General features: G+C 25.7%; 32 protein-coding genes and 3 pseudogenes. 25 read left to right on the top strand and 10 right to left on the bottom strand.

All coding sequences use genetic code 11. The annotated features are described in order from the left end of the window. Window positions 1-48 precede the first annotated feature (48 nt). From NGI68_RS10160 to NGI68_RS10150, 4 genes are all read right to left on the bottom strand, one after another. On the bottom strand, window positions 49-534 hold the full coding sequence (locus tag NGI68_RS10160) for a MarR family transcriptional regulator (RefSeq protein WP_251861368.1): 486 nt from the start codon (window positions 532-534) through the stop codon (window positions 49-51). A gap of 89 nt (window positions 535-623) precedes the next feature. Then, window positions 624-944 carry a bacteriocin immunity family protein gene (locus tag NGI68_RS10155; protein ID WP_286010104.1) on the bottom strand — a complete coding sequence of 107 codons (321 nt, stop codon included), beginning with the start codon at window positions 942-944 and terminating at the stop codon, window positions 624-626. Further along, entirely contained in the window at window positions 937-1,062 is a 126-nt protein-coding gene (locus tag NGI68_RS16955) for a hypothetical protein (RefSeq protein WP_286010103.1), read from the bottom strand. Before NGI68_RS16955 ends, NGI68_RS10155 begins: the two co-directional genes overlap by 8 nt. A 77-nt stretch (window positions 1,063-1,139) precedes the next feature. After that, a complete protein-coding gene (locus NGI68_RS10150; RefSeq protein WP_251861366.1) occupies window positions 1,140-1,319 on the bottom strand; it encodes a leucocin A/sakacin P family class II bacteriocin in 180 nt (59 codons plus the stop codon). Between the two features lie 178 nt (window positions 1,320-1,497). Here NGI68_RS10150 and NGI68_RS10145 point away from each other — a divergent pair. The 12 genes and pseudogenes from NGI68_RS10145 to NGI68_RS10090 all read left to right on the top strand — a co-directional run. Next, a pseudogene (locus NGI68_RS10145) lies at window positions 1,498-1,608 on the top strand (cysteine peptidase family C39 domain-containing protein); the annotation flags it as partial. Window positions 1,609-2,603: 995 nt separating this feature from the next. Further along, window positions 2,604-3,089 (top strand): stage II sporulation protein M, encoded by a 486-nt coding sequence (locus NGI68_RS10140; RefSeq protein WP_251861365.1) that lies wholly within the window; start codon window positions 2,604-2,606, stop codon window positions 3,087-3,089. 16 nt (window positions 3,090-3,105) lie between these two features. Next, window positions 3,106-3,606, top strand: a complete 501-nt coding sequence (locus NGI68_RS10135) for a hypothetical protein (protein ID WP_251861364.1) — start codon at window positions 3,106-3,108, stop codon at window positions 3,604-3,606. Between the two features lie 55 nt (window positions 3,607-3,661). Further along, window positions 3,662-3,856 carry a hypothetical protein gene (locus NGI68_RS10130; RefSeq protein WP_251861363.1) on the top strand — a complete coding sequence of 65 codons (195 nt, stop codon included), beginning with the start codon at window positions 3,662-3,664 and terminating at the stop codon, window positions 3,854-3,856. 1,182 nt (window positions 3,857-5,038) lie between these two features. Then, window positions 5,039-5,341 carry a hypothetical protein gene (locus NGI68_RS10125; RefSeq protein ID WP_251861362.1) on the top strand — a complete coding sequence of 101 codons (303 nt, stop codon included), beginning with the start codon at window positions 5,039-5,041 and terminating at the stop codon, window positions 5,339-5,341. A 1-nt stretch (window position 5,342) separates the two neighbouring features. Then, window positions 5,343-5,519 carry a hypothetical protein gene (locus NGI68_RS10120; protein ID WP_251861361.1) on the top strand — a complete coding sequence of 59 codons (177 nt, stop codon included), beginning with the start codon at window positions 5,343-5,345 and terminating at the stop codon, window positions 5,517-5,519. 5 nt (window positions 5,520-5,524) lie between these two features. Further along, on the top strand, window positions 5,525-5,812 hold the full coding sequence (locus NGI68_RS10115; RefSeq protein WP_251861360.1) for an ATP-binding cassette domain-containing protein: 288 nt from the start codon (window positions 5,525-5,527) through the stop codon (window positions 5,810-5,812). A gap of 139 nt (window positions 5,813-5,951) precedes the next feature. Further along, window positions 5,952-6,212, top strand: coding sequence for a P-loop NTPase family protein (locus tag NGI68_RS10110; protein ID WP_251861358.1), 261 nt, complete (start codon window positions 5,952-5,954; stop codon window positions 6,210-6,212). A 96-nt stretch (window positions 6,213-6,308) separates the two neighbouring features. Continuing rightward, window positions 6,309-7,565: an efflux RND transporter periplasmic adaptor subunit gene (locus tag NGI68_RS10105; RefSeq protein WP_251861357.1), complete on the top strand. Its 1,257-nt coding sequence runs from the start codon at window positions 6,309-6,311 to the stop codon at window positions 7,563-7,565. Beyond that, on the top strand, window positions 7,558-8,244 hold the full coding sequence (locus NGI68_RS10100; protein ID WP_251861356.1) for an ABC transporter ATP-binding protein: 687 nt from the start codon (window positions 7,558-7,560) through the stop codon (window positions 8,242-8,244). The genes NGI68_RS10105 and NGI68_RS10100 overlap by 8 nt, the downstream gene beginning before the upstream one ends. A 2-nt stretch (window positions 8,245-8,246) precedes the next feature. Then, window positions 8,247-9,437: an ABC transporter permease gene (locus tag NGI68_RS10095; protein WP_251861355.1), complete on the top strand. Its 1,191-nt coding sequence runs from the start codon at window positions 8,247-8,249 to the stop codon at window positions 9,435-9,437. 9 nt (window positions 9,438-9,446) lie between these two features. After that, window positions 9,447-9,773, top strand: a pseudogene (locus tag NGI68_RS10090) (beta-barrel domain-containing protein); the annotation flags it as partial. Window positions 9,774-9,947: 174 nt separating this feature from the next. Here the strand turns inward: NGI68_RS10090 and NGI68_RS10085 are convergent. Further along, window positions 9,948-10,247: a TIGR04104 family putative zinc finger protein gene (locus tag NGI68_RS10085; RefSeq protein ID WP_251861354.1), complete on the bottom strand. Its 300-nt coding sequence runs from the start codon at window positions 10,245-10,247 to the stop codon at window positions 9,948-9,950. Between the two features lies 1 nt (window position 10,248). Further along, entirely contained in the window at window positions 10,249-10,464 is a 216-nt protein-coding gene (locus tag NGI68_RS10080) for a hypothetical protein (RefSeq protein ID WP_251861353.1), read from the bottom strand. Window positions 10,465-10,834: 370 nt separating this feature from the next. Between NGI68_RS10080 and NGI68_RS10075 the strand changes: the two genes are divergently transcribed. The 12 genes and pseudogenes from NGI68_RS10075 to NGI68_RS10030 all read left to right on the top strand — a co-directional run bounded on the left by NGI68_RS10075 (window position 10,835) and on the right by NGI68_RS10030 (window position 18,872). Next, the gene (locus NGI68_RS10075) at window positions 10,835-11,308 is read left to right on the top strand and encodes a CPBP family glutamic-type intramembrane protease (RefSeq protein WP_251861352.1); all 474 of its coding nucleotides are present in this window, start codon (window positions 10,835-10,837) and stop codon (window positions 11,306-11,308) included. A 55-nt stretch (window positions 11,309-11,363) separates the two neighbouring features. Continuing rightward, a protein-coding gene (locus tag NGI68_RS10070) for an IS5 family transposase (RefSeq protein WP_251861351.1) occupies window positions 11,364-12,133 on the top strand; the annotation gives its coding sequence in 2 pieces (ribosomal slippage) (window positions 11,364-11,691 and window positions 11,691-12,133; 771 coding nt in all). A gap of 93 nt (window positions 12,134-12,226) precedes the next feature. After that, a pseudogene (locus tag NGI68_RS17100) lies at window positions 12,227-12,331 on the top strand (cysteine peptidase family C39 domain-containing protein); the annotation flags it as partial. A gap of 43 nt (window positions 12,332-12,374) precedes the next feature. Next, a complete protein-coding gene (locus tag NGI68_RS16950; protein WP_286010102.1) occupies window positions 12,375-12,503 on the top strand; it encodes a hypothetical protein in 129 nt (42 codons plus the stop codon). A gap of 328 nt (window positions 12,504-12,831) precedes the next feature. After that, entirely contained in the window at window positions 12,832-13,161 is a 330-nt protein-coding gene (locus NGI68_RS10065; protein ID WP_251861350.1) for a PadR family transcriptional regulator, read from the top strand. Next, the gene (locus tag NGI68_RS10060; protein WP_251861349.1) at window positions 13,158-13,493 is read left to right on the top strand and encodes a DUF1048 domain-containing protein; all 336 of its coding nucleotides are present in this window, start codon (window positions 13,158-13,160) and stop codon (window positions 13,491-13,493) included. The genes NGI68_RS10065 and NGI68_RS10060 overlap by 4 nt, the downstream gene beginning before the upstream one ends. A gap of 119 nt (window positions 13,494-13,612) precedes the next feature. Next, entirely contained in the window at window positions 13,613-13,990 is a 378-nt protein-coding gene (locus NGI68_RS10055; protein ID WP_286010108.1) for an ATP-binding cassette domain-containing protein, read from the top strand. A 355-nt stretch (window positions 13,991-14,345) separates the two neighbouring features. Next, window positions 14,346-15,572 carry a pyridoxal phosphate-dependent decarboxylase family protein gene (locus NGI68_RS10050; RefSeq protein WP_251861348.1) on the top strand — a complete coding sequence of 409 codons (1,227 nt, stop codon included), beginning with the start codon at window positions 14,346-14,348 and terminating at the stop codon, window positions 15,570-15,572. A gap of 159 nt (window positions 15,573-15,731) precedes the next feature. Further along, complete coding sequence (locus tag NGI68_RS10045; protein ID WP_251861347.1) at window positions 15,732-16,163, top strand: response regulator transcription factor; 432 nt, start codon at window positions 15,732-15,734, stop codon at window positions 16,161-16,163. 55 nt (window positions 16,164-16,218) lie between these two features. Further along, window positions 16,219-16,988, top strand: a protein-coding gene (locus NGI68_RS10040) for an IS5 family transposase (RefSeq protein WP_251861346.1) whose coding sequence is annotated in 2 segments (ribosomal slippage) — window positions 16,219-16,546 and window positions 16,546-16,988 — 771 coding nt in all. Because the reading frame shifts where the segments join, the coding sequence is not laid out codon by codon here. Window positions 16,989-17,853: 865 nt separating this feature from the next. Then, a complete protein-coding gene (locus tag NGI68_RS10035) occupies window positions 17,854-18,339 on the top strand; it encodes a hypothetical protein (RefSeq protein WP_251861345.1) in 486 nt (161 codons plus the stop codon). 47 nt (window positions 18,340-18,386) lie between these two features. Beyond that, window positions 18,387-18,872, top strand: coding sequence for a CPBP family intramembrane glutamic endopeptidase (locus tag NGI68_RS10030; protein ID WP_251861344.1), 486 nt, complete (start codon window positions 18,387-18,389; stop codon window positions 18,870-18,872). Between the two features lie 317 nt (window positions 18,873-19,189). Here the strand turns inward: NGI68_RS10030 and NGI68_RS10025 are convergent, their stop codons facing one another. Next, entirely contained in the window at window positions 19,190-19,432 is a 243-nt protein-coding gene (locus tag NGI68_RS10025) for a hypothetical protein (protein WP_353505377.1), read from the bottom strand. A gap of 111 nt (window positions 19,433-19,543) precedes the next feature. After that, window positions 19,544-20,092, bottom strand: coding sequence for a hypothetical protein (locus tag NGI68_RS10020; RefSeq protein ID WP_251861343.1), 549 nt, complete (start codon window positions 20,090-20,092; stop codon window positions 19,544-19,546). 214 nt (window positions 20,093-20,306) lie between these two features. Here NGI68_RS10020 and NGI68_RS10015 point away from each other — a divergent pair, with 214 nt between their 5' ends. Then, window positions 20,307-20,480 carry a YvrJ family protein gene (locus NGI68_RS10015; protein WP_502799385.1) on the top strand — a complete coding sequence of 58 codons (174 nt, stop codon included), beginning with the start codon at window positions 20,307-20,309 and terminating at the stop codon, window positions 20,478-20,480. 283 nt (window positions 20,481-20,763) lie between these two features. Here NGI68_RS10015 and NGI68_RS17260 read toward each other — a convergent pair whose 3' ends face one another. Both NGI68_RS17260 and NGI68_RS10010 read right to left on the bottom strand, forming a co-directional pair. Continuing rightward, window positions 20,764-21,045: a YnaG family membrane protein gene (locus NGI68_RS17260; RefSeq protein WP_502799384.1), complete on the bottom strand. Its 282-nt coding sequence runs from the start codon at window positions 21,043-21,045 to the stop codon at window positions 20,764-20,766. A gap of 58 nt (window positions 21,046-21,103) precedes the next feature. Next, a complete protein-coding gene (locus NGI68_RS10010; RefSeq protein ID WP_251861342.1) occupies window positions 21,104-22,369 on the bottom strand; it encodes a zinc dependent phospholipase C family protein in 1,266 nt (421 codons plus the stop codon). Window positions 22,370-22,717 lie beyond the last annotated feature (348 nt).

Below are 22,717 nucleotides of genomic sequence, written 5' to 3'. Positions count from 1 at the left end.
CCAGTGTGTTGATACAGCCTCAGTTAGGCTACTTTTTATATAAATTTATTATAAAAGATAATTTCCATTTGTTATGTCTACACCTAGTTTTTTTATTTCTTCATCCAAATGTTTACTGTATTTTTCTACGAAGGCAAGCATTTTATCAAATTGTTCTTCCGTTACCTGATCAAATACTACTTTATCCCGCTGCTGAAATTCTTGGTGCAGTTCATCATGGATTTTGTTAATTGCTTTCCCTTCATTAGTAAGCCTAAAATACAGTTCTTTTTTGTTGTCTGGTTTTTGATAGCTTTCTATGAGACCTTTCTTTATGAGCTTTTTAGTTAATTTACTTATGGCACCTCTAGTCATATAAAAGGACTCCGCAAGTTTTGTAACATTGGGATCCACATTTTTTTCAATGTATTCCATACAATGTATTTCAGAAGGCGTATATTCCTTAAGACTGGCTTTCATCTTAAAACTATTAAGCCAAGACAGTTTGTTGAATAAGTCTCTGAAATTTGCTAGGACTTGTTGTTCTTTGTTCATGGCTTATCCCCCCACAATTTGTGTATTAATAATATTATATTAAACTTTTGTTTCCATTTCAACTAACCATTGGGTAGGGATATACTAATTTATTTAGCTAAAAAGCTAATTGCAGTGAAGCCAATACCTAAATTTTTTTCAAGTAATCCAGTAGTAGAAATATCCATATAAAATTTACCAACTTCTGGGCTAAGTGTTTCTTTATTCTTAAATTTGTAAACTGCTAGTTGCCTTAAGTCTTCTGCTAAGTTCATCAATTGTTTCTCGAAGTCTTTTCCATTTTCAACTGCACTTTTAAATTCAGCTAATTTAGAACGTTCATCATCAATAGTTTGTGTATTTAGAATCAAATCATAAACCCTTGATAATAAAGAATTTTCCGTTGCTATTCTTTTTTCTTTTTTACTCAAAATCTAACACCCGATTCCTTCTAAAATATCTTTCGTCTTGGGAACTCTTTTCAAAAATCAACCTTTTAAATTCATCAAATAAGCTAATTAATTTTTGCTCATCTTTTTTCTTTTTCATTCACCATTTACTCCCTTATAAATTGATAAAGGAGAGGGGGCACCTCTCCAATTACTAATAAATCTGAAAACAAATAATTAACAATTACCAATAGTAGCTTTACCACCAGTAGCAACTGCTGCACCCCATCTATTAACTCCACAATACCAAGCTTTACTCCGATCTACAGTACATCCATTCTTGTCACAGCTAACGCCGTTACCATAATATGTACCTCCATTAACTTCTTTTAACTGGATCAAATTAATTTGTTCCATAAAAAATTCCTCTTGTAATAAATCTTTATAGTCTTTTCGAAAAGTTGTTATAATTATAACAAATAAATATTATTTTTTAAACCAATTTTATCCTAAATAATGAAAAAATATTATTTTAGTATATGATATACATTATATTGACTATATATAATGTATATGAAACAAAGACAGGTGGCAAATGAGTTATTTTTTTAACAAATACATATGTATAAAACAACATGACTACAAAGATTGTGAATGTGCTTGTCTTGCTACTCTATGTAAGCGATATGGTGTAAAGTATCCAATTTGAAAAATAAGAGAGAGTTGCAGGAAGGGATAAGGAGGGCACAGACAAGTGCTCATTTAAATATAGGAAATGAAGCTGTTTAGTAATTTATATATGTGTTCAACTTATATTGATATAAAAAGGACAAGCTTTTAGACTTGCCCTTTTTTTCTTAAAACATAAGTTTATATTATATATGATTTATTTTTAGTTTAATTTATTCTAATAAAATATTAGAAATTATTATAAAATCAAAATAAAATATAACACATAGAAAATTATATATTATTATATAATTTCAAATAGTATAAATTGAATAAAAGTTAGTTATATAGATAAATCTAATTTAGTTTATGAATTTGTCAAAAACTAGATTAAATAAAATTTATGTATAAATAATTCTTATAGATATTAATTCAATAATCACAATTATTCTTAAAATATAAATATTAAGATAATTATATAAATTGTCGAAAATTACCGATATAAGTATAATTTAGAAGTTAATTAATATAAACAGCATTTATAATTTTTGACAAAATAATATAAATAATATATTATTTTATTAAAATAGAAATATATTAAGTTAATAATTATAAATTTGGAATAAATACTTTGATTCTGAAAATAAATAATATTTTGTATTGCTTTAAAATAATTATAAAATTTAAACTTAGACAGTAATATAAATGATATAAAAATTTCAGGATGATCATTAAAAGAATTATAAGTTAAAGAATATTTTGTATAAATTTATTGTCCTGTTTTGTCAAGATTCAAAGTACAAAGATCTTCAACAATTAATGAATAATATACTAAATACATAATAGAAATAAATGGAATTTTATAGATTTCAAAAATATATTCTGATAGTAAACAGATGCAGATCACTGTATATAAAATATCACTAATTAAGAATAAAATAATAAGCTAAGAAATGAGATGATCAACCAAAAGTGCAATACTTTAGTTAGGAGGTGTGATAAATTAAAAGATTTCTATCTTTTGAACATGGATTGGCATTAGGGACTATTGTTATTAGTACTTTAGCTGGTTTAATATATGGATATTTATTTGATACTAATTCAACTATTACACGAATCAATTTTAATAATACAGGGGTTAGTTTTGTTTTATGGCAAATAATTTCTCATAATTTTTTAAATTCAATTGTAGTTATTTGTTTATCTATATTCTTTTATATAGGACCTTCTATTCCAGTAATTATTACATACTTTGTTTTCGGAGACAGTTTTGCAGTTGTATTTAGAAAAAATGGTCTTCTAATTGCATTAGGAACTTACCCACATTTTATTTTGGAGTCAATACAGATATTAATTATATTAGCAATAGCATTTAAAATTTCAAGAAAAATATTAGATTCAGTATTTTCAAAGTACAAGAATCACGTTAAAAAAGATGGATTATTGATTAACTTTTGTGTAGCTAATATATTTTTGATTTTAGCTGCAATAGTGGAAGTTATAAGGCTTAGGGCATAATATGAGGAGGGAAAATATGAAATCTAAGAAGCAAAAAACAGTATTTTTTATAAATGTAATAATTTATATTTTAACTTTATTCACTTTAAATTGTACCATAAGAAAAAATGAAGTTGGATCTATAATGAAATTATCAGGAAAAGTATCTGATAATGTATTAATTGCAACAATATTAATTGGAAGTTTAGTAACAGTTTTTATTTTAGTAGTAATTTTAGTTCTGGCAAGATTTTTACTACAGTTAGTATTTAAACTTGCTTATAAAGGTAATAAGGACAAATCATTTTTAAATGAATCATACTTTGTACCATTATCAATAAAGATATTTTTACTTATAGTATTGCAAATTATTATGGCATCAGGCTTTATTGTGAAATCTGTATGGATAAGTTTGTTAGCTTTAACAGGGTATGTTATATATATATTTGTATTTAAAATAAAAAGTGATATTGAAAAAAACAATAAAGACATGGTATTTCAAATTATTACAGGGGCACTGTTAATATTTGCATTGTAGTGCCAAACTGTAATGTTTGTAAATAAATACTTAATTTGTGAAAGGAGGTGAGAATATGTTTGATTTAATAGCAACAGGAATTTCAGCTTCTATAGCTGCTCCAATAGTTGATATGATATTAAATGGTGTGACTATTGCATCAGCCCTTTATCTTGTAGCGGGACTTGCTGGTGGTGCAGCATTTGCCCTAGAAAAAGGTTTATCAGCTTTAATTAAATGGGCTGGTAGAAAAACTATTATTAATTGGTAATAAGTAGTTAGTGATAAGAAGTAAAAAGTGTTATTAATTAATATTTTTTACTTCTTTCCTAATATTCGGATTTATTTAAATAAATTTTAATAATATCAACTATATGGAGGCAGTATGAATTTAAAAAAAAAAATTATAATAATAAATAATTATATAGCTTTTTTTGTAAAAAAACAATATAGAATCTGTTTTTCAAAAAAAATTGCATATATCAATGATGAATTTAGTTATGTTAATAAAAATGCATGTACATTGATAAGTAAAATAATTTCATTTTGGGAAATTTTATTTAATTTAACTTTACCAATAGCTTCTATATTTTATCCCATAAATTTAAAGTATATAATTGGTGCAATTTTATTTATTACATATTTGACTAAAATGAAAGAGTTAAAAGTTATTAATCTTAGAACTTACTTTCATAAATTATTTATTAAAGATGCTGTATTTCAGTTTTATGGTATTGTTATAATTTGTTTTAATTTAATAATTATTTTGGATATAAAAAGTATTATAACTATACTATTAATCTTATTCTTATTTTGTATAAAAGTAAATAATATAAATAATCTATTCTTATATATTTATGGATTTATATATTTTTTTATTACAGCAGTAATGTTAAATCGATATATAAATTTTTTTGTTTCAACATCTGTGTTTATTATTATTATTAGCATATTTTATCTATATGAAAAAAAGATGATAACAAATAAAGAGTCTATTGTTAAATTAAATAAATTTTATATTATAAATATTAATATAAAAAAATTAATTAGAAAATTAAGTAAAACACCACAAGAATTTATGAGTTTTATATTTCCTTCTTATATAATAATATATTTATTGATTTGTTATACTTTACATAAAATACCTTTTTTATCAAATAATGAAATTATAGTTATTGTGCAAGTATGTATATATTTTGTTATTTACTATTCATACATTAAAATAAGACTACTTGAATATGATGACTGCTTTTATTTTTCTATAACTAAATTGGAATTTTTAAAACTTAACATTATTTGGATTTATATGTTCAAAATAATATTAATTATAATATTTTTCATGTTTTCTATATTTTGGGGAACTACTTATTTAATTATATTATCAAATTTGAAGTATAATTTTCAAACTATATATTCATTAGGGAGTGCTCATATTTTTATTTTATTAATATGTTTGTCCGCAAATGTGTATGTAGAAAAGAACAAATCTGATGTGACAAAACAGCCTGAAGATATTAAAAAATATATGAGTTTTATAGAAGCATTGTTTTTATCATCAATGTTTGTAATTACAAGCCTGTTTATAAATTTACATTTGAATAAAGACATTCAAAGTAGCTTGGTAAATAATCTTATTAGGGTTAATACAGTTATTTTTATTATACAATTAATAATTTGGATTGGAGCTATTTTATCAATAATAAAAACTTTAAATTATATGTTAATATTTAAATTAAATATAAGAAGGAGATTATAAAATGAAAATTCAACCAATAGTTTTTATATTTCTTACATTATTTTCAATACATAACTTGTTAAAAGCTTATACTTCAATAAAGAAAGGCTTACGACCTAATTATTTGATTATAATTCTTGCTTTAATAAGCTTAATAGCATCAATTTTAGGGCTAATTTTATTTTATAAAGGAGTTTAAAAATTATGTTGAAAGTTTATATCCACAAATTTGGATTTGATCAAAAAATACTTTTTAAGAATCAGCAATTAAATTTAAAAAGTGGAAATATTGTAGGAATAATAGGTGAAAATGGAACGGGAAAATCTACTATATTAAATATGATAAACGGAGAGATAAATTCTACTGTAAAGATGACCTATAATAATAAACCATTAATACCAGGATATAATGATAAAATAGCGAATATATCAGACGATTTTATAGGTTTGGAATATCTAACACCAATTGAAGTAGTACAATATTTTTGCTAATTTATGGAAAACAATTTGATGAGAGTAAATTTGATAGCATTATCAAATTGGTGAGAATAGGAAAGAAGTTATTGTTAATGAAATTATTAAAAATTTATCAAAAGGAACTAAACAAAAGATTACATTTATAATTTATATGATGCTAGATATAAATGTTATAATTTTTGATGAGGGATTAGAAAATATAGATAAAAAATCTTTATGTAATATACTGGAGGAATTAAGAAAATGGACAAAGGAAAAAAATAGATTGTGTCTAATAGCTACTCACAGCAGTTTAATAATTGAATATTTAGATAAATTCATATGCCTTGAAAAATCCAATAATTCCTTAGATGGAACTATAATTACAACTATAAATAAAATTAATTCTAAGGTTTATCTGGATAGCAATAACTAAATTTAAGATTATGTATAAATATTTATAATTTGACATGTAATAGTAATTTAACAATACAGAAAATTAACTATTAAAATACTTAAAGAGGAGGATTGTATGAAAAAAAAACGTGTTATCACTATTAGTTCGATTATAATAGCTATTATATTTTTAATAGGCCTTACAGTAATAACAATAAATAAACTTAAAAATAATACTAAAAGTAATACTAAAAAAGTATCTTTATATACAGTAAAGGAAGCTCCAAATGTATTTTTTGAGGGACAAATTAAAAGTTCTAAAAGTGTTATTCTGCAAGCAGATACCACTAAAGGTATTGTAGATAAAATAAATGTTAAAGATAAGCAAGTAGTTAAATCAGGATATATTTTATTTACTTATAAGAATAACCAATTTATTGAGCAAAAAGATGATTTACAATATGAATTAAGCACTTTGAAAGATAAATATAATAAAATTAAAAAAGAATTAAATTCGGCTAGTGATAGGATTAATCAGGCACAAAATAAACAAAAGAAACAAAAACAAGAAATACAACAGCAGAGTAACAAAGAACAAAAAACAGAAGAACAAAAAGAATCAATTTTACAAGATAAAGAAAAACAACAACAAATAGATACTGTTGACTTAGAGCAACAAAAAGTTTTAGCTGAAAAATCTAAGTCCGAATTACAGAGTGAACTAAATGATAATATTAAACAACAAAATCGTTTAAATGATAAAATAAATAATATTAATGATAAATGTAATGTATACATAAAAGCACCTTTTGATGGAGTTGTTAAAATTGGTGGATATAGTGAAATAGAACCTTCTAAGCCTATATTAACATTAGATAGTGAGAATATGCAGGTTGTGTGTGGAGTTTCGGAAAAGGATATACTTAAATTAACTGAAGAGCAAACTGTAAAAGTATCCATTTTAGGAACAGGACAATCTATTGATGGTAAGATTAAAAATATAGATAAAAATCCTTCACCGGAAGTAACAGTACCTCAAGGAGCAGTACAGCAGGGATCAGGATCTCAAAGTAGTTCCCCAAATTTAGCAACAATTAATTCTTATGAAGTTATTATTCAAATTGATAACATTAAAGATATTTATCCAGGATTTCATGTGCAAATATCAACTAAAGCTAAAAGTTATATTCCTAAGATTCCCAAAACGGCCATATTTAAAAATAAGGAGAAAAGTTATGTTTGGGTTGTTAATAATGGAATTTTAAAAAATAAAGAAATAGAAGTAGATAATTGGAATGACAAATATGTACAAGTTAAAAATGGTGTAAATTTTAATGATAAAATTGTTCGTGAAGCTAAGGATACTATGAAAGAAGGGCAGAAAATTGAATGATCTAATAGAGGTTAAAGGGCTTTTTAAATGGTATCAACAAGATAAAAATAGATTTCAAATATTAAAAGGATTAGATTTTAAGGTAAAAAAGGGTTCTTTTGTTATTATTATGGGTAAATCAGGTAGTGGAAAGACTACACTTCTAAATGTTCTAGGTTTATTAGACAAGTTTGATGAAGGTAAGTATATTTATAATGGTATTGATGTTACAGTAATGACTGATAATGAACGTTCAGATTTTAGAAATAAAAATATAGGTTTTATATTTCAACAGTTTCATTTAATAGAATCATTAAATATTTCTCAAAATGTAGAATTACCCCTTATATATAATGGTATTAATAGTAAAAATAAAAGACAACAACGTATAGATGAGTCCTTAAAAAAAGTAGATCTTTTTGAGAAGAGCAAAAGTTTTCCACATGAATTATCAGGAGGACAGCAACAGAGAATATCTATAGCTAGAGCTATAGTTAATAATCCAGATATTATCGTAGCTGATGAACCTACAGGAGCTTTAGATAGTAAAACAGGGCTGGAAATCATTAATCTTTTAATTGAGTTAAACAGGCAAGGAAAAACTATAATTATGGTTACTCACGATGAAGACTTTAAAAAATATGCTTCACATTTAGTATTCTTAAAAGATGGTGTCTTTGTCCAAGAGAAGGAGCTATAGATATGAACTTTAATATGTTGCTAAAAAGTTCTCTTTTATGCTTAAAAGCAAATAAAATAAGAGTATTTTTAACTATGATAGGTATAATTATAGGAATAAGTACAGAAGTTGTTATTTTATCTATAGGTGCTGGGTTACAGAATAATGTTTCTAAATCAGTTAATACTACAGATGTTAATTCATTAAGTATAATATTTGAAAGTAAAGAAATTAATGCTGGCGACACTGCACAACCTTTTGATAAAAGTGATTTTAATCAATTAAAAAATATAGATGGAGTTACTAATATTGGTGCTGATAATGATGGCATTATGGGGTTTTTAAATTTAGGAGGACAAGGAACTTATTTTGATAGAAGTACATATTTAATGTTTAATGAATATAAAAATCAGTCTTTAAATATTTCAGCAGGTAGAAGTATAACAAAAAATGATAATGATTCTGAAAATCCAGTTATTTTAATAACAGAAAAACATGCAAAAGAATTGTTTGGAGATAACTATGAAGAAGGATTAGGTAAAGCTATAGATTTAAATGGTATATATTTAGAGGTAATAGGAATTATAAAAGATCCACTACCAACTTCATTTGAAGGCAATTCAGATTATATACCAAGTTTTTTAAAAGAATCTTTTAAGTCAGAAAATGAAATTATAAGTATAAAGGTTAAGGTTAAGGAAGGCTATAACTTAGATGATGTATTTAAAGATATTAAAGAGGAGCTGGAAAGATTACATCCAGATGTAAATGGAGAGTATATAAAGGCTGACCCTCAGGCCATGACAAAAGCATTTCAATCTGTAATTGGTGGAATAACAGGATTTATAGCTGTAGTATCTGGAATATCTCTTTTTGTTTCAGGAGTAGGTGTTATGAATATTATGTATGTATCAGTTACAGAGAGAAAAAGAGAAATAGGCATAAGGAGAGCAATTGGAGCTAAATCTAAAACAATATTATCTCAATTTTTAATAGAATCTATATTAATAACTTTACTGGGAGGAATATTAGGTATTATTATTGGATATGGATTATCTAAAATTGTTGGATTGCTATCCCCACTAAAACCAATATTCACCTTTAAAATTTTTATTGGATCATCAATAACATCAATATTAATAGGAATAATATTCGGAATAATTCCAGCGTCAAAGGCTTCAAAGCTTGATCCTATAAAAGCGATTTATAAATAATATAAAACTTATAAAATAGATCTTATGATACTTAATAAAGACATAGCAAATATAAAAAAAGGTACTACTATAAAATATGATTTTCAGTCTCTACCTTATAAGGAATATGGATATTTAGATGGTAAATTAGAAAAAATAAGCCCGGATTCAAAAATGGACCCAAAAAGCGGAATAAGTTTTTATACCGGTGAAGCATCCATAGATAGTAAGGCTTTATACAGTCATAAGGGAGAAAAGGCACAAATAAAATCTGGTATGGTATGTACTGCAAAAATAATAACAAGAAAAGAAAAAATGCTTTATTATTTATTAGAAAAGATAAATTTGAAAGATTAAAAATATATTGGTTTCTACCCTCATGCATTAGCATGAGGGTATTCAACAATACTCTTTTGTGAACTAGGATTTTATGTGTATATTCTTTCATTTCCCATATAGTAATAAATTTTAATAATTGAGTTATGCCATGAAGTAAAGTAGTAGAAATTTTTTTATATATAATACGTGAATTTATTTTTCTTGTGGATATAAGGATATAAAAAATGGGGAAATAAGTGCTACTAATATCATCCATACAAGCCAAATAACAATAGGATAACAGCTGTTTACTATGTTTTCTATAAATTCTTGTAATAGCATAATTGGCAATATCATTATTAAAATCATTATTGTGCGGGAAAGGTATCCTATATAATATTTAGTTTTGCAATTATCACATTCAAATTTATATCCCATGGATATAGTAAAAGCTCTAAGAAGAGTAGTCCACTTTATTTTATGACAGCATTTCTTGCATTTAGTATTAAACATATTAAAAAATTCCCAATCGTTTAAGTATTATTACCAATATAATAACAGTAGTACCAATAATTATAACTATTGTACTTATATAAGCAATAAATTTTCTTTTTGAAACAAGCTTCTTTTTATAGGCAAATAATATTCCATCTACTATAAAATAAGATGCTAATATCTCCATAAATACTATAAATGCCATAAAATATTTGATTATATAAGGTTCTATCATAAATACCTCCATATTAATTTCACACGAACAATTTTACAACTTATTACTAATTTCGAATTAAATATAATGCACTTAATATGTTAAACAATAGATTTAAAATGGATTTAAGTAAATATTGAGATGTGATTTATATAGAATTTTTATTAAAAAATTAAATTATTTTAATACATTAATATCTAAAAATGAAAATAACTATGAAAATAAAGTATTGTTAATAAGATAACAAGGGATTTAAGAATAATTTACCCAGTTATCAATCAGATATTTTGAGGATAAAATGAAAATAATGTATTATTTTGAATATATATCGGTATTTTATATTAAATTAATTAGGGCAATATATAAAAATGTATATAGAAAGGAATATATAATGATTTCAATAGAAAAAATTAATGGTAAGATGTATAATTTATCAAAGCCAAAATTCATATGTACTATAGTAATTTTAAGTTTTATAATATCAGTCATTTTCATTCCTATAACTATTATATATGAAAAATATATGGGAGCTATGGGAGGACCAGGGACAAAAAATTTAACAACATTATTTATAAGCATTGCAATAATAGCACCGTTATGGGAAACATTAATATTTCAGATGGGTATAATAAAGCTTTTTAGTTTAAATAAAAAATTTAAAAGTAACAAATTATTATTGATGTTTATTTCTGCAATATTTTTTGGCGGAGATCATTTTTATAGTATATTATATATTTTTTATGGATTTACAATGGGACTTCTTTTAGCCTATTCTTTTATTGTTTATGAAGATAAACAAAATTCTGGATATTGGATAACTGCTATAATTCATAGTTTAATTAGGGTGTGTCTGAAAACTAACTAGTGCAAAAGACTTAAATTTTAGGTATAATAATATAAAAAACTATGAGGTTAAAACAATGACACAAAAACGCTACGAAATATCAGATGAACAATGGAATCAAATAAAAAACTTATTTCCCGTTGCAAAAACAGGAAGACCACCCAAAGATAATAGAATTATGTTCAATGCCATACTATGGATTGCAAGAAGCGGTGCTGCATGGCGTGATTTACCTGAACGCTTTGGGTCATGGAAAACAGTATATAGTCGTTTTTGTAAGTGGCGTGATGACGGTACTTTAGTAGTAATTTTTAAAGAGCTAACCTCAGAAGCAGATTATGAAAATTTAAGTATCGATTCAACATGCATTAAAGCCCACCAACATAGTACAGGTGCTAAAAAGGGGCTGTAAACAACGAAACGAAACAACATATTGGATTAAGCCACGGAGGACATACGACAAAAATTCATGCAGTTGTGGATGCCCTTGGCAATCAGGTATACTTCCAATTGTCATCTGGTAATTTACATGACAGTACACAAGCCATAGATATCCTTTCAAACATTGATATACAAAGTAGTAATATTTTAGCTGATAAAGCATATGGCACAAATGAAATTAGAGAATATATAACGTCACAGGGATCCTCATATACTATTCCACCAAAATCTAATTCAAAGAATCCTTGGCCTTGTGATTGGTGGACATATAAGGAGCGTCATCTAGTTGAATGCTTTTTTAATAAAGTGAAGCATTTTAGAAGAATTGCTACTAGATATGATAAGCTTTCTTCTTCTTTTCTTGCATTTGTTTATATTTCTGTCATTTTTGTTTTATCTAAATAAGCTCTTGATATATTGTTTTCAGACACGCCCTAATTTAATAAAATTTGCATTTGTAATATTGAATTAGATTTAGTAGTTAAAAAAAGATGAACTATGAGACGATTTCTTAACAAATACATATGTATTAAACAACATGACTACAAAGATTGTGGATGTGCTTGCCTTGCAACTATATACAAGCAGTATGGTGTAAAGTATACTTCTTATTATAAAATTAGCTAAAGTAAATAATTATGTTGATATGAAACATATAGATGAGTTTAAAAAAGCTAATAATGCAAAAGGAAAAATAAAAATAGTTCATTGGTGGTTTATAGGAATAACTATAATGTGTATTTTTTCAATTGTATTTGAATTAGTGGTGTTATGAATAATAAAATAGATAAATTTAATATATAATAAGTTAATTGATATTTAAAGAGAAAAAACTTATCAATAGAAATAGTCACTATATAAAGGTTATAACTATTTCTAGTGATAAGTTTTATTTTATTATAAAATATATATTTATTTGTTTATTTTGTTTTAATTTAACATAGTAGACTGATGAAAAAAATAATTATAGTTAGATTCAGAGATAAATTTATGTGAATTTTATTTATTGACATTAACGGTACCTAGTAATATTCTATAGTAGAACTAAGTATTACTAGGTAGTTAGTTTTGAAAGATAAAAACTAGGGAAATGAGGAAATGTAATGAAAGATATTACTGAAATGTTAAAGGGAGTTTTAGAAGGAGTTGTACTTCAAAGAATTAAATTAGGAGAAACTTATGGATATGAAATTACAAAATATTTAATTGATCTAGGATTTGAAGATATTGTGGAAGGAACTGTGTATACAATTTTGATCCGTATAGAAAAAAAGAAATTGGTGGATGTAGAAAAAAAGAAATCAGAATTGGGACCACCTCGAAAATTTTATCGGTTAAATGATAAAGGGCAAGAATATCTAGATGTTTTTTGGACAAAATGGGATTTCTTAAAATTAACATTAAATGATATAAGAAAGGAAGATTTGATATGAATAATTGGATATCAAGAGCTATAGAATCAAAAAAGAGATATAAGGAATATAAAAGACAAAAACAAGATTTACCTATGGTGTATAGGCAAGGACTAGATGCTTTAGAAAAATATATGTGGAATTTTGCTGGGGGAGATAACTTTATGCTGGTTCTAGAAAATATTTTAGAGTTATTTCAAGATGGTGCCCGCAATAAAAGTTCTGTAACTGAAATTATAGGGGAAGATCCAGCCCAATTTGCAGATAATATTATGGCAGAATATCCTGAAGAATTGTGGTTTGAAAATGCTAGGAAAAAGTTAAATGAAAAAATAGAGAAAATTGAGGAGTAGATGTTTTATGATGAATAACCAAAATTATAAATACATTATTTCTATAGATAATGTTCAAATATCTTTTAAAGATATAAATGTGTTAGACGGTGTATCTTTAAATATAAAAAAAAGGAGAAATATATACTTTACTTGGAGAGAATGGTTCTGGAAAAACTACTTTAATAAAAATTATGACCACATTGTTAAAACAAAACAGTGGAAATGTTATGATATCTGGTTATGATGTTAAGAAAAATCCTGAAAAAATAAGAGAGAACATTAGCTTAAATGCACAATCCACAACTGTGGATGAATTGTTCTCAGGGTATGAAAATATGAGTTTGATTGCCCAATTAAGAGGGGTTAAAAATCCTAAGGAAGAGATTGAAAAGCTATCAAAGAGATTTGATTTATCAGATTTTTTAATGAGAAAAGGAGCAACATACTCTGGGGGTATGAGGCGTAGACTAGATATTGCAATGTCCTTAATGGGAGATCCAGAAATTATTCAATGACATCTATTGTTGAATCATCTAGAATGCTTTTGACAAATAAAATTATTGAATTTCCACAATTATTTCAAACATTTTGTTGGTTATTAGTTATCATAGTGATGTTTAGCATTTTTTCTTATAAAATATATGGCAAAGTTTTCTAATTTTATAGATAATAAAAATATATGAAAATAAAAATAGGCTGTGGTACTAAGAATAAATTATACACTAAATAGAATATACTAGGACGCACATTTTATTATCTTTGTAACATGTTGTATTAATTGTAAATAATATGTTATTATTATTTTGTAAATATTTCAAATTTAAAAAAATTGATACTATATTAATGACAAAACATAAGGGGGATTAATAAATGAAGTTTTGGAAAAAGTATACTCAAGAAGAAATAGATAAAAAAATAACTGAATCTTTAGAGAGAACTTTAAACTATGATAATACTAGAACTATAGGAATACCAGGAACTAAATTAGATGATGCCGTTTTTTATGAAGATTATAGTTTTGTAAAGCAATCACCATATCTAAGAACATTTATACAGAATCCCAATCACATAGGGTGTCATACATATGATAAAGCAGATATATTATTCGGAGGAACCTTTGATATAGAAAGAGAACTTATTCAATTGCTAGCAATTGATGTTCTTAACGGAGAGGATAAAGAATTTGATGGATATGTAACTCAGGGAGGGACAGAAGCTAATATACAAGCTATATGGGTTTATAGAAATTATTTTAAGAAGGAAAGAAAAGCAAAACATGAAGAAATAGCTATAATCACATCTGCAGATACCCATTATTCAGCATATAAAGCATCTGATTTATTAAATATAGATATAATAAAAGTTCCAGTAGATTTTCATAGTCGTAAAATTCAAGAAGATACTTTACATAGCATTGTGAAAGAAGCAAAAAATACTGGTAAAAAATATTTTATAGTAATATCTAATATGGGCAGTACAATGTTTGGTTCAGTGGATGATCCGGATTTATATGCTAATATTTTTAATAAATATAATTTAGAATATAAAATTCATGTGGATGGAGCTTTCGGAGGATTTATATATCCTATAAATAACAAAGAGTGTAAAACGGATTTTTCTAATAAAAATGTAAGTTCTATAACATTAGACGGTCATAAAATGTTACAAGCACCATATGGCACAGGAATTTTTGTGTGCAGAAAAAATTTAATACACAATACTCTTACAAAAGAAGCAACTTACATAGAAAATTTAGATGTGACACTAAGTGGCAGCCGTTCAGGGGCTAATGCTGTAGCTGTATGGATGATACTTGCTAGCTATGGACCATATGGATGGATTGAAAAGATAAATAAATTAAGAAATAGAACTGAATGGTTATGTAGACAATTGGATAATATAGGCATTAAATATTACAAAGAGAACAGTATGAACATAGTAACTATGGAAGAGAAGTATGTTCATAAAGAAATAGCAGAAAAATACTTCTTAGTACCAGAAACTCATAATAGTACGAATAAATGGTATAAAATAGTTGTTATGGATCATGTGGAATTAGATATATTAAATTCTTTGATACATGATTTAAGTCACTAAAATTATAAAGGGGATACTATTATTGGATAAAATGGTATTCCATTATGTAAAAGAGGGAACTTATGAAAGATTAATGAAATTAAAAGGTTTTTATTATGATTTATATACAACTTAATTATAAATGTCACCATAAAATGAAATTTTTTAAGGAGCAATACTATGAAAAACATATTAGTGGTAGAGGATGATAATTTATTAAATAAAACTTTATCTTACAATTTAAAACAGGAAGGGTATATTGTAGATTGCGCTTTAATTAAGAGACAAGCTATAGAATATATTAATAAAAAAGAATATGATCTTATAATTTTGGATATAAATTTGCCTGACGGAGATGGATTTGATTTATGCCCTAAAATTAAATCTAAACATAAAAATACTGCAGTATTCTTTTTAACTGCCAAGGACATGGAAAATGATATGATAAAAGGATCTGATCTAGGGGCAGATGATTATATCACAAAGCCTTTTCATATAAGTGTATTTAAGAGGAAAGTTAAGGTTTTATTTAATAAAATAAAGGATAAAGCACATATAGATTGTTATGATGATGGGAAACTTTATATTAGGGTGTGTCTGAAAACTAACTAGTGCAAAAGACTTAAATTTTAGCTATAATAATATAAAAAACTATGAGGTTAAAACAATGACACAAAAACGCTACGAAATATCAGATGAACAATGGAATCAAATAAAAAACTTATTTCCTGTTGCAAAAACAGGAAGACCACCCAAAGATAATAGAATTATGTTCAATGCCATACTATGGATTGCAAGAAGCGGTGCTGCATGGCGTGATTTACCTGAACGCTTTGGGTCATGGAAAACAGTATATAGTCGTTTTTGTAAGTGGCGTGATGACGGTACTTTAGTAGTAATTTTTAAAGAGCTAACCTCAGAAGCAGATTATGAAAATTTAAGTATCGATTCAACATGCATTAAAGCCCACCAACATAGTGCAGGTGCTAAAAAGGGGCTGTAAACAACGAAACGAAACAACATATTGGATTAAGCCACGGAGGACATACGACAAAAATTCATGCAGTTGTGGATGCCCTTGGCAATCCGGTATACTTCCAATTGTCATCTGGTAATTTACATGACAGTACACAAACCATAGATATCCTTTCAAACATTGATATACAAAGTAGTAATATTTTAGCTGATAAAGCATATGGTACAAATGAAATTAGAGAATATATAACGTCACAGGGAGCCTCATATACTATTCCACCAAAATCTAATTCAAAGAATCCTTGGCCTTGTGATTGGTGGATATATAAGGAGCGTCATCTAGTTGAATGCTTTTTTAATAAAGTGAAGCATTTTAGAAGAATTGCTACTAGATATGATATGCTTTCTTCTTCTTTTCTTGCATTTGTTTATATTTCTGCCATTTTTGTTTTATCTAAATAAGCTCTTGATATATTGTTTTCAGACACGCCCTAATATGATTTATTTTTATTAAACTATTTTTTACATTTACTATTACCATTACAATATCCTATATAAAAACCTGCAATTAAAACTAATACCAGTTTAATGATTATCATAAAAATTTTACTTATATTTATGTTGAATAAATTACTCATAAATTTTCTCCAATTCATTATTAATTAAGCTTTATTTATTTTGGAATTTTCCTGTGTAAGATTAATTATTATACTTAATAAAACTCCATTCAAAATATTAATAGTTATATCGGAAAATAATCCACAAAGCGCTATTAATATAATGCACATAAAATAAAATGTTATATATAATGTAGGTTTCCACTTCTTACATATAGGTATTTTCATATTTATTTTATTTAGCAGTTTATAATTGTTATCTATTTTAATAACAATTATATAACTTACTAAATAAGATAAAGGCATTATGAAAGACCTTAGAATTTTATTCAAGTCCTCAACTCCTTAGTATGATATAAAAAAATCACTCAATAATTATCTAGTTTAAGTGCATATTTCAAGTATAGCTAATCCATCATATCAAATTATACTATTAGTACATGTTATTTATAAAGATTAAAATTTAGTTATAATAATTACAGAAACTTAAAAATAATGGGTATTTAAGAGGTGTTTCAAAATGTTGTTAAAATATTAACTATTTTTTATTTGACATTAATTAGAATAAATGGTTTTATTAATTAGAACGTTTTAATGAAAATGTATTTATTACTATATTTAGGTAAATATAAGTTTTCATTTATAATAACTAAAGAGCTTAGTCTTTTATAGAAATATAAATTATTTTAAAGGGGGAGGGGCGTAAACATATGAATAAGTTAAAAACCATATTAGATATAGCTTATTTTATTTGTTTTATTGTAATGTTATTTCAAACATTTAAAATTATAAAGAGAGCTAAATCATTTAACAAAAAAGAGTTTTCTATGAAGATAAATACTAAGTTATCTAAAAGCTCAGTTTTTATATATATTCTCTCAATATATGGTGGTATAAAAATAGTAGAAGGGATTGTTACCACAAGTTATATACATAATTTTGCATTTAGATTGACGTTTCTAGTTTGGGCAATAATTGATTACTGCTTTTCTAGAAATATATTAGTTAGTGAATCAGGATTATTATACTCATTTGATTATTTTAAGTGGAGTGAAATAAGACAAGTTGATATTTATGATGATAAATTAGTAATAAATTCTAAAGATGATGAGATAAAAAATATAAGATTAAAGGATAATTTAAATAAGGACAAACTAATTGACATATTTTCTAAATACTCCATAGTTAATGGTTAAGGAAAATATTTTTATAATTTAAGTTTAATAATTGAAAGGATATTGCCATGAATATAATAATGAAGATACATAACAAATTATATAATTTGTCTAAGATTAAGTTTATTTTTGCTATATTAGCTTTAACTTATTTAGCACTAATTCCATTGATTCCAATACATATTTTATATGAGAACCATATTGGACCCATGGGTGGATTTCAAGAAAACAATAAGATAATATGTTTTTTAGCAGTTGTTATAATTGCCCCTATACTTGAAACTTTAATACATCAATGTGGGGTTATAGCACTGTTCAGCAATATTGGAAAATTTAAGGATAAGAAATTAGTCTTGATTATAATTTCAGCAATAACATTTGGGTTAGGTCATTTTTATAGTGCCATATATATTTTAGATACATTTATAATAGGGATTTTGTTAGCTTATTCTTTTATTGTTTATGAACACAAAGGACAGTCCGGATTTTGGGTAACCGCTATAATTCATAGTCTAAGAAATTTAATAGCATTTTTAGCAACACTTGCACTTTGATTTAACTCCTTGTGCTAGTTAAACTAAGCTTACATGATCATATTTTGCATATTAAACCAACGGTAAATTAACTGACAGTAATATTAGCTTATTTAAAATTTCCTAACATACCTAATCTGATTTCCTATCAGTAGGCATAAGCTGAACGTCCTATTCAGCTTATGAAAATTAAGATTGGCTCAAAGTTTAACTTAGCAAAATATGATTTTTAAAGCTACCTTAACTAGCACAATAGATTAATTTATTAACTAGAAACAAAAATTTTAAATCTATCATAAAGCCTAAACAACAGAGTTTATGTGTGTTATAAATAACAATTATTTCTTTTTAGCTGAAATAAGTAGCATCATTGGTCTACGTAATTCATTTTGCATTTCAACATTATCTTTTAACATAGATTCTTCTGGTTCTGGTTCCACAAGTTTTATTATTTCAAAACTAGATTTAATTAATCCATTTATATAAGTAGTTAGGGTTTTATGGTATTTCATAACATCTGTGCCTAAAAAATTAGATTTTCTAATTCCCTCTGTAAAATATCTATCCACAGGACAATGCATTATATCTCCATTATCATCATAATACCAATCCTGTGTTCCATAGGATGTAAATATAGGATGCTCAACTGAAAATACAAAGTCACCACCAGTAGCAAGACAGGTGCTTACTTTTCACATATATGTTTTAACCACAGTTTTTTTGAAATAAGTTTCAGCCTTTTTTTCAATCTTTTTTATTGAGGAATCACTAGAAGAAGATTCCATATGTATTTTAAGTGCTTTTTTTCTAATATGCTTAGGAAATATCTTAATAGATTCTTCAGTTTGTATTTGTTGTGATATATTACAGTCTATGAATTTGTAATTATTATTTTCTTGTTTTATTGTAAGAATTCCATCAAATTCTCCACCTGTACCCTCAACCAATTTATCATCTTTAATATAATATTCTTGAGCTAGTAAAATAAGATATATTTTAATTGTATTGTTATTTTTATCTGAGCCTATTATTGTATAATTACAAAAGGGTTTGCCACCGAAAGAAGGTTTTACAGATATTGGCTCTACATGTTCATTAATTATTTTATCTAATGAGTTTTTAGGAATAGGGTATTCCTCAAGGGCTTTACTTGGATTTATAGGTTTAACAAATCTACAACCAATTAATCCTAAAGACATAATAATTAAAAAAATCCATTTAATTGTTCTTTTAAAAAGCATGATTTATCCTCCTAGTTTTAGTAAGTGTGTATTTTATAGATATTGTTATAGTATTATGTATGTAATTTGTTACCAATTACATTATATCATTTCTATATAATATAAAAAATAATATAATATAAAATACAAAATAGGTTTAAAAAGCATATATAAATATGAGTATAGGAAATGTAACTCAGATTTGTATTTAATCTAAGTAAGTGATTCTCAGTAAATGATAGATTGGGATTCTCTACTTAAAGGTGGTGGGAATATGTATGACAACATTGTACAGCTTATAAGTAATGTAGGATTCCCAGTAGCAGTTAGTGTATATCTTTTGGTTAGAATTGAGAAAAAGCTGGATGATTTAATTAAGGCTTTCAATGATTACACTAAAAGATTATAAAATGCTACGGAGCACCAAAAAAGAAAGGTCTTAATTTAAGGCCTTTCTCTTTAAAGTTTTTATATGCTTTATTATTATTTGAGATCTTAATTTACATTTCTATAAGAGAAGGTAAGCTTTAATATTTTTATAGATTGTTATAACATTGGCTGAAAGTTTAACTTAGCCAAATATCATTGCTAAAGTCATTTTAAGTAGTATAATGGATTAATTAATATATTAATCTATTTATTTTCTTTTGATTTAATATAAGAAAATTTTATCAGTAAATATTATTAGAATATTAACCACCTATTTTTGCTGTGAATAAAAATAGGAAATATAATAAAACGATAAAGATATTAATTGTTAAAGCTATTTTAACTATTTTAGAATTATTAAGAATTAAAGTTATAATGCAGATAATAATGCCAATTATTGATATATATAGGGGAATATAAAGAGAAATATTATTTAGTTTTATAAATGGAATTATTTTACAAAAATAGTTTACAAATATGAATATACTACATATAGGTAAAATTACGCATATATAATTTAAAACTTTAAAAAAAGTTCTATTCATTTTAATGCCTCCTTCATGTAATGTCATGTAATGTCATCTTACATATAAATATATGAAGTTATTCAATGGAAGGGTCAGATGTGTTAGTTACGTTACTCCAATCAACATTTACAATTTCTTTGTTATTGCTGGAGTCAATCCACTTATTGGATTCTTTTTCTACTACATCCATACCATTAACGTTAACATTGAATCCTTTTAAATACCAATCAGCACCTATGCTAGATACATTTTTCTTAGTTAAATAAGTTTTTGCCACATCTTTAGGATTAAAGTTTATATCATTTATATATAAATAGTATTCATCAGAATCTCCATATTCGAAATCATTATAATTGACTTTATCCAGTTTCCATTCTTTAACTGTACTATCTTTCAATTCAACAGAAAAATAGATATGGTCATCAGTGCCAGCGCCTAGGGATTTACCAGTTTCTACAGTAACAGTAAGAGAGCTCATAGGGGATTTACTTAAGCCAACATCCAAGTTCCATCTATCTGTAAATCCTGAATAGTCACCAGATTCTGCTTGAGTCAAAAGGGTAACCCCATGTTTTTTTGCTTGTTCAAAAGCACTTTCAAGTCTAGATATTCTATTATTTTGGGATAGTATTTTTTGAGAATTTTCGTAATCAATATAATTATATCCTATTCCAGTGTTAATACCTAATTGAAGGGCTTTGGTCCACATAGATTCTTCTGTTTCACTAGAGGATTGTCCATATACTTCATTTGTAACTTCATTCATAAATGCAAAAGGAATATCACCAGAATTATTAAATTTATTAGATATGGTTGTTTTATTGTAATCTGAAATTTTATTTCCACCAAATTTAGTGAAAATATATATTTCAGCGTTATTTTCTAATTCTTTATGAAGGCCTCTTGTACAATCATTATGAAGATATACCCCACATTCTGCATTAACAAATACCCCATGACAAGCTAAATCACCAGTTATATGTGAAACCCATCCTGCTGCAAAAGCTATATTTTTTAGATCTTTAGAATCTAATGCTTTCTTTAGTTGTGTTGACGCAAAAGTACCTACTTTATAATAATGAAATCTATCTGCCCAAGGAGAGCGTTCAAGAACTTGTCCAGGTTGCAGATAAGGTAAATCTGGAGCATTTGCACCCCAATTTGCCACATTAGGATATGTGTTTATTGCCTTGGCAATTAAACTTTCTTTTGGCAGATCCTTTGATATTTCTTCAATTAATGTACAATGACTGGTTGGCTGAAAAGCTAGTACTGATACATTAACTGTAAGAGTAATCACTGTTGATAATAAAAAACTAATTATTGCTTTGGTTCTTTTCATTTGTATACCCCCTAATATATTGTTAATTTATTTTTTATAAAATTTATTCTAGTTAATGCTGTGTAATAGGATTTTTAATAAGGTTATAAAATATTACCATATACATTGCTTAGGTATATTTAATTAAATAATGAGTTAGTTTTTTTATTAGATCTATATAGAATAAAAAAATTTGATAGCCCATATGCCTAAACCTATAAAAAGAATACGTTTACAAATATTGATAATATAAACTTTCTTAATAGGCTTTTGGTATATTTTATTTGTATTTCTATTTTATAGTCGTAAGAATTTTCTAAATCTTTATTATAAATTATTATATTTTTAATAAATTTTTATATATAATTA

This window comes from Clostridium sp. Marseille-Q2269 (assembly GCF_943736985.1).
Classification (GTDB): domain Bacteria; phylum Bacillota; class Clostridia; order Clostridiales; family Clostridiaceae; genus Clostridium_F.
This window is presented reverse-complemented; position numbering and strand designations above follow the sequence as displayed.

Bases quoted from the DNA above. Each gene is read 5' to 3' on its own strand.
- NGI68_RS10160 (WP_251861368.1), bottom strand. From the start codon at position 534: ATGAACAAAGAACAACAAGTCCTAGCAAATTTCAGAGACTTATTCAAC.
- NGI68_RS16955 (WP_286010103.1), bottom strand. From the start codon at position 1,062: ATGAAAAAGAAAAAAGATGAGCAAAAATTAATTAGCTTATTTGATGAA.
- NGI68_RS10150 (WP_251861366.1), bottom strand. From the start codon at position 1,319: ATGGAACAAATTAATTTGATCCAGTTAAAAGAAGTTAATGGAGGTACA.
- NGI68_RS10135 (WP_251861364.1), top strand. From the start codon at position 3,106: ATGAAATCTAAGAAGCAAAAAACAGTATTTTTTATAAATGTAATAATT.
- NGI68_RS10130 (WP_251861363.1), top strand. From the start codon at position 3,662: ATGTTTGATTTAATAGCAACAGGAATTTCAGCTTCTATAGCTGCTCCA.
- NGI68_RS10120 (WP_251861361.1), top strand. From the start codon at position 5,343: ATGAAAATTCAACCAATAGTTTTTATATTTCTTACATTATTTTCAATA.
- NGI68_RS10115 (WP_251861360.1), top strand. From the start codon at position 5,525: ATGTTGAAAGTTTATATCCACAAATTTGGATTTGATCAAAAAATACTT.
- NGI68_RS10110 (WP_251861358.1), top strand. From the start codon at position 5,952: ATGCTAGATATAAATGTTATAATTTTTGATGAGGGATTAGAAAATATA.
- NGI68_RS10105 (WP_251861357.1), top strand. From the start codon at position 6,309: ATGAAAAAAAAACGTGTTATCACTATTAGTTCGATTATAATAGCTATT.
- NGI68_RS10095 (WP_251861355.1), top strand. From the start codon at position 8,247: ATGAACTTTAATATGTTGCTAAAAAGTTCTCTTTTATGCTTAAAAGCA.
- NGI68_RS10085 (WP_251861354.1), bottom strand. From the start codon at position 10,247: ATGTTTAATACTAAATGCAAGAAATGCTGTCATAAAATAAAGTGGACT.
- NGI68_RS10080 (WP_251861353.1), bottom strand. From the start codon at position 10,464: ATGATAGAACCTTATATAATCAAATATTTTATGGCATTTATAGTATTT.
- NGI68_RS10075 (WP_251861352.1), top strand. From the start codon at position 10,835: ATGATTTCAATAGAAAAAATTAATGGTAAGATGTATAATTTATCAAAG.
- NGI68_RS16950 (WP_286010102.1), top strand. From the start codon at position 12,375: ATGAAACATATAGATGAGTTTAAAAAAGCTAATAATGCAAAAGGAAAA.
- NGI68_RS10065 (WP_251861350.1), top strand. From the start codon at position 12,832: ATGAAAGATATTACTGAAATGTTAAAGGGAGTTTTAGAAGGAGTTGTA.
- NGI68_RS10060 (WP_251861349.1), top strand. From the start codon at position 13,158: ATGAATAATTGGATATCAAGAGCTATAGAATCAAAAAAGAGATATAAG.
- NGI68_RS10050 (WP_251861348.1), top strand. From the start codon at position 14,346: ATGAAGTTTTGGAAAAAGTATACTCAAGAAGAAATAGATAAAAAAATA.
- NGI68_RS10045 (WP_251861347.1), top strand. From the start codon at position 15,732: ATGAAAAACATATTAGTGGTAGAGGATGATAATTTATTAAATAAAACT.
- NGI68_RS10035 (WP_251861345.1), top strand. From the start codon at position 17,854: ATGAATAAGTTAAAAACCATATTAGATATAGCTTATTTTATTTGTTTT.
- NGI68_RS10030 (WP_251861344.1), top strand. From the start codon at position 18,387: ATGAATATAATAATGAAGATACATAACAAATTATATAATTTGTCTAAG.
- NGI68_RS10025 (WP_353505377.1), bottom strand. From the start codon at position 19,432: ATGCATTGTCCTGTGGATAGATATTTTACAGAGGGAATTAGAAAATCT.
- NGI68_RS10020 (WP_251861343.1), bottom strand. From the start codon at position 20,092: ATGCTTTTTAAAAGAACAATTAAATGGATTTTTTTAATTATTATGTCT.
- NGI68_RS10015 (WP_502799385.1), top strand. From the start codon at position 20,307: ATGATAGATTGGGATTCTCTACTTAAAGGTGGTGGGAATATGTATGAC.
- NGI68_RS17260 (WP_502799384.1), bottom strand. From the start codon at position 21,045: ATGAATAGAACTTTTTTTAAAGTTTTAAATTATATATGCGTAATTTTA.
- NGI68_RS10010 (WP_251861342.1), bottom strand. From the start codon at position 22,369: ATGAAAAGAACCAAAGCAATAATTAGTTTTTTATTATCAACAGTGATT.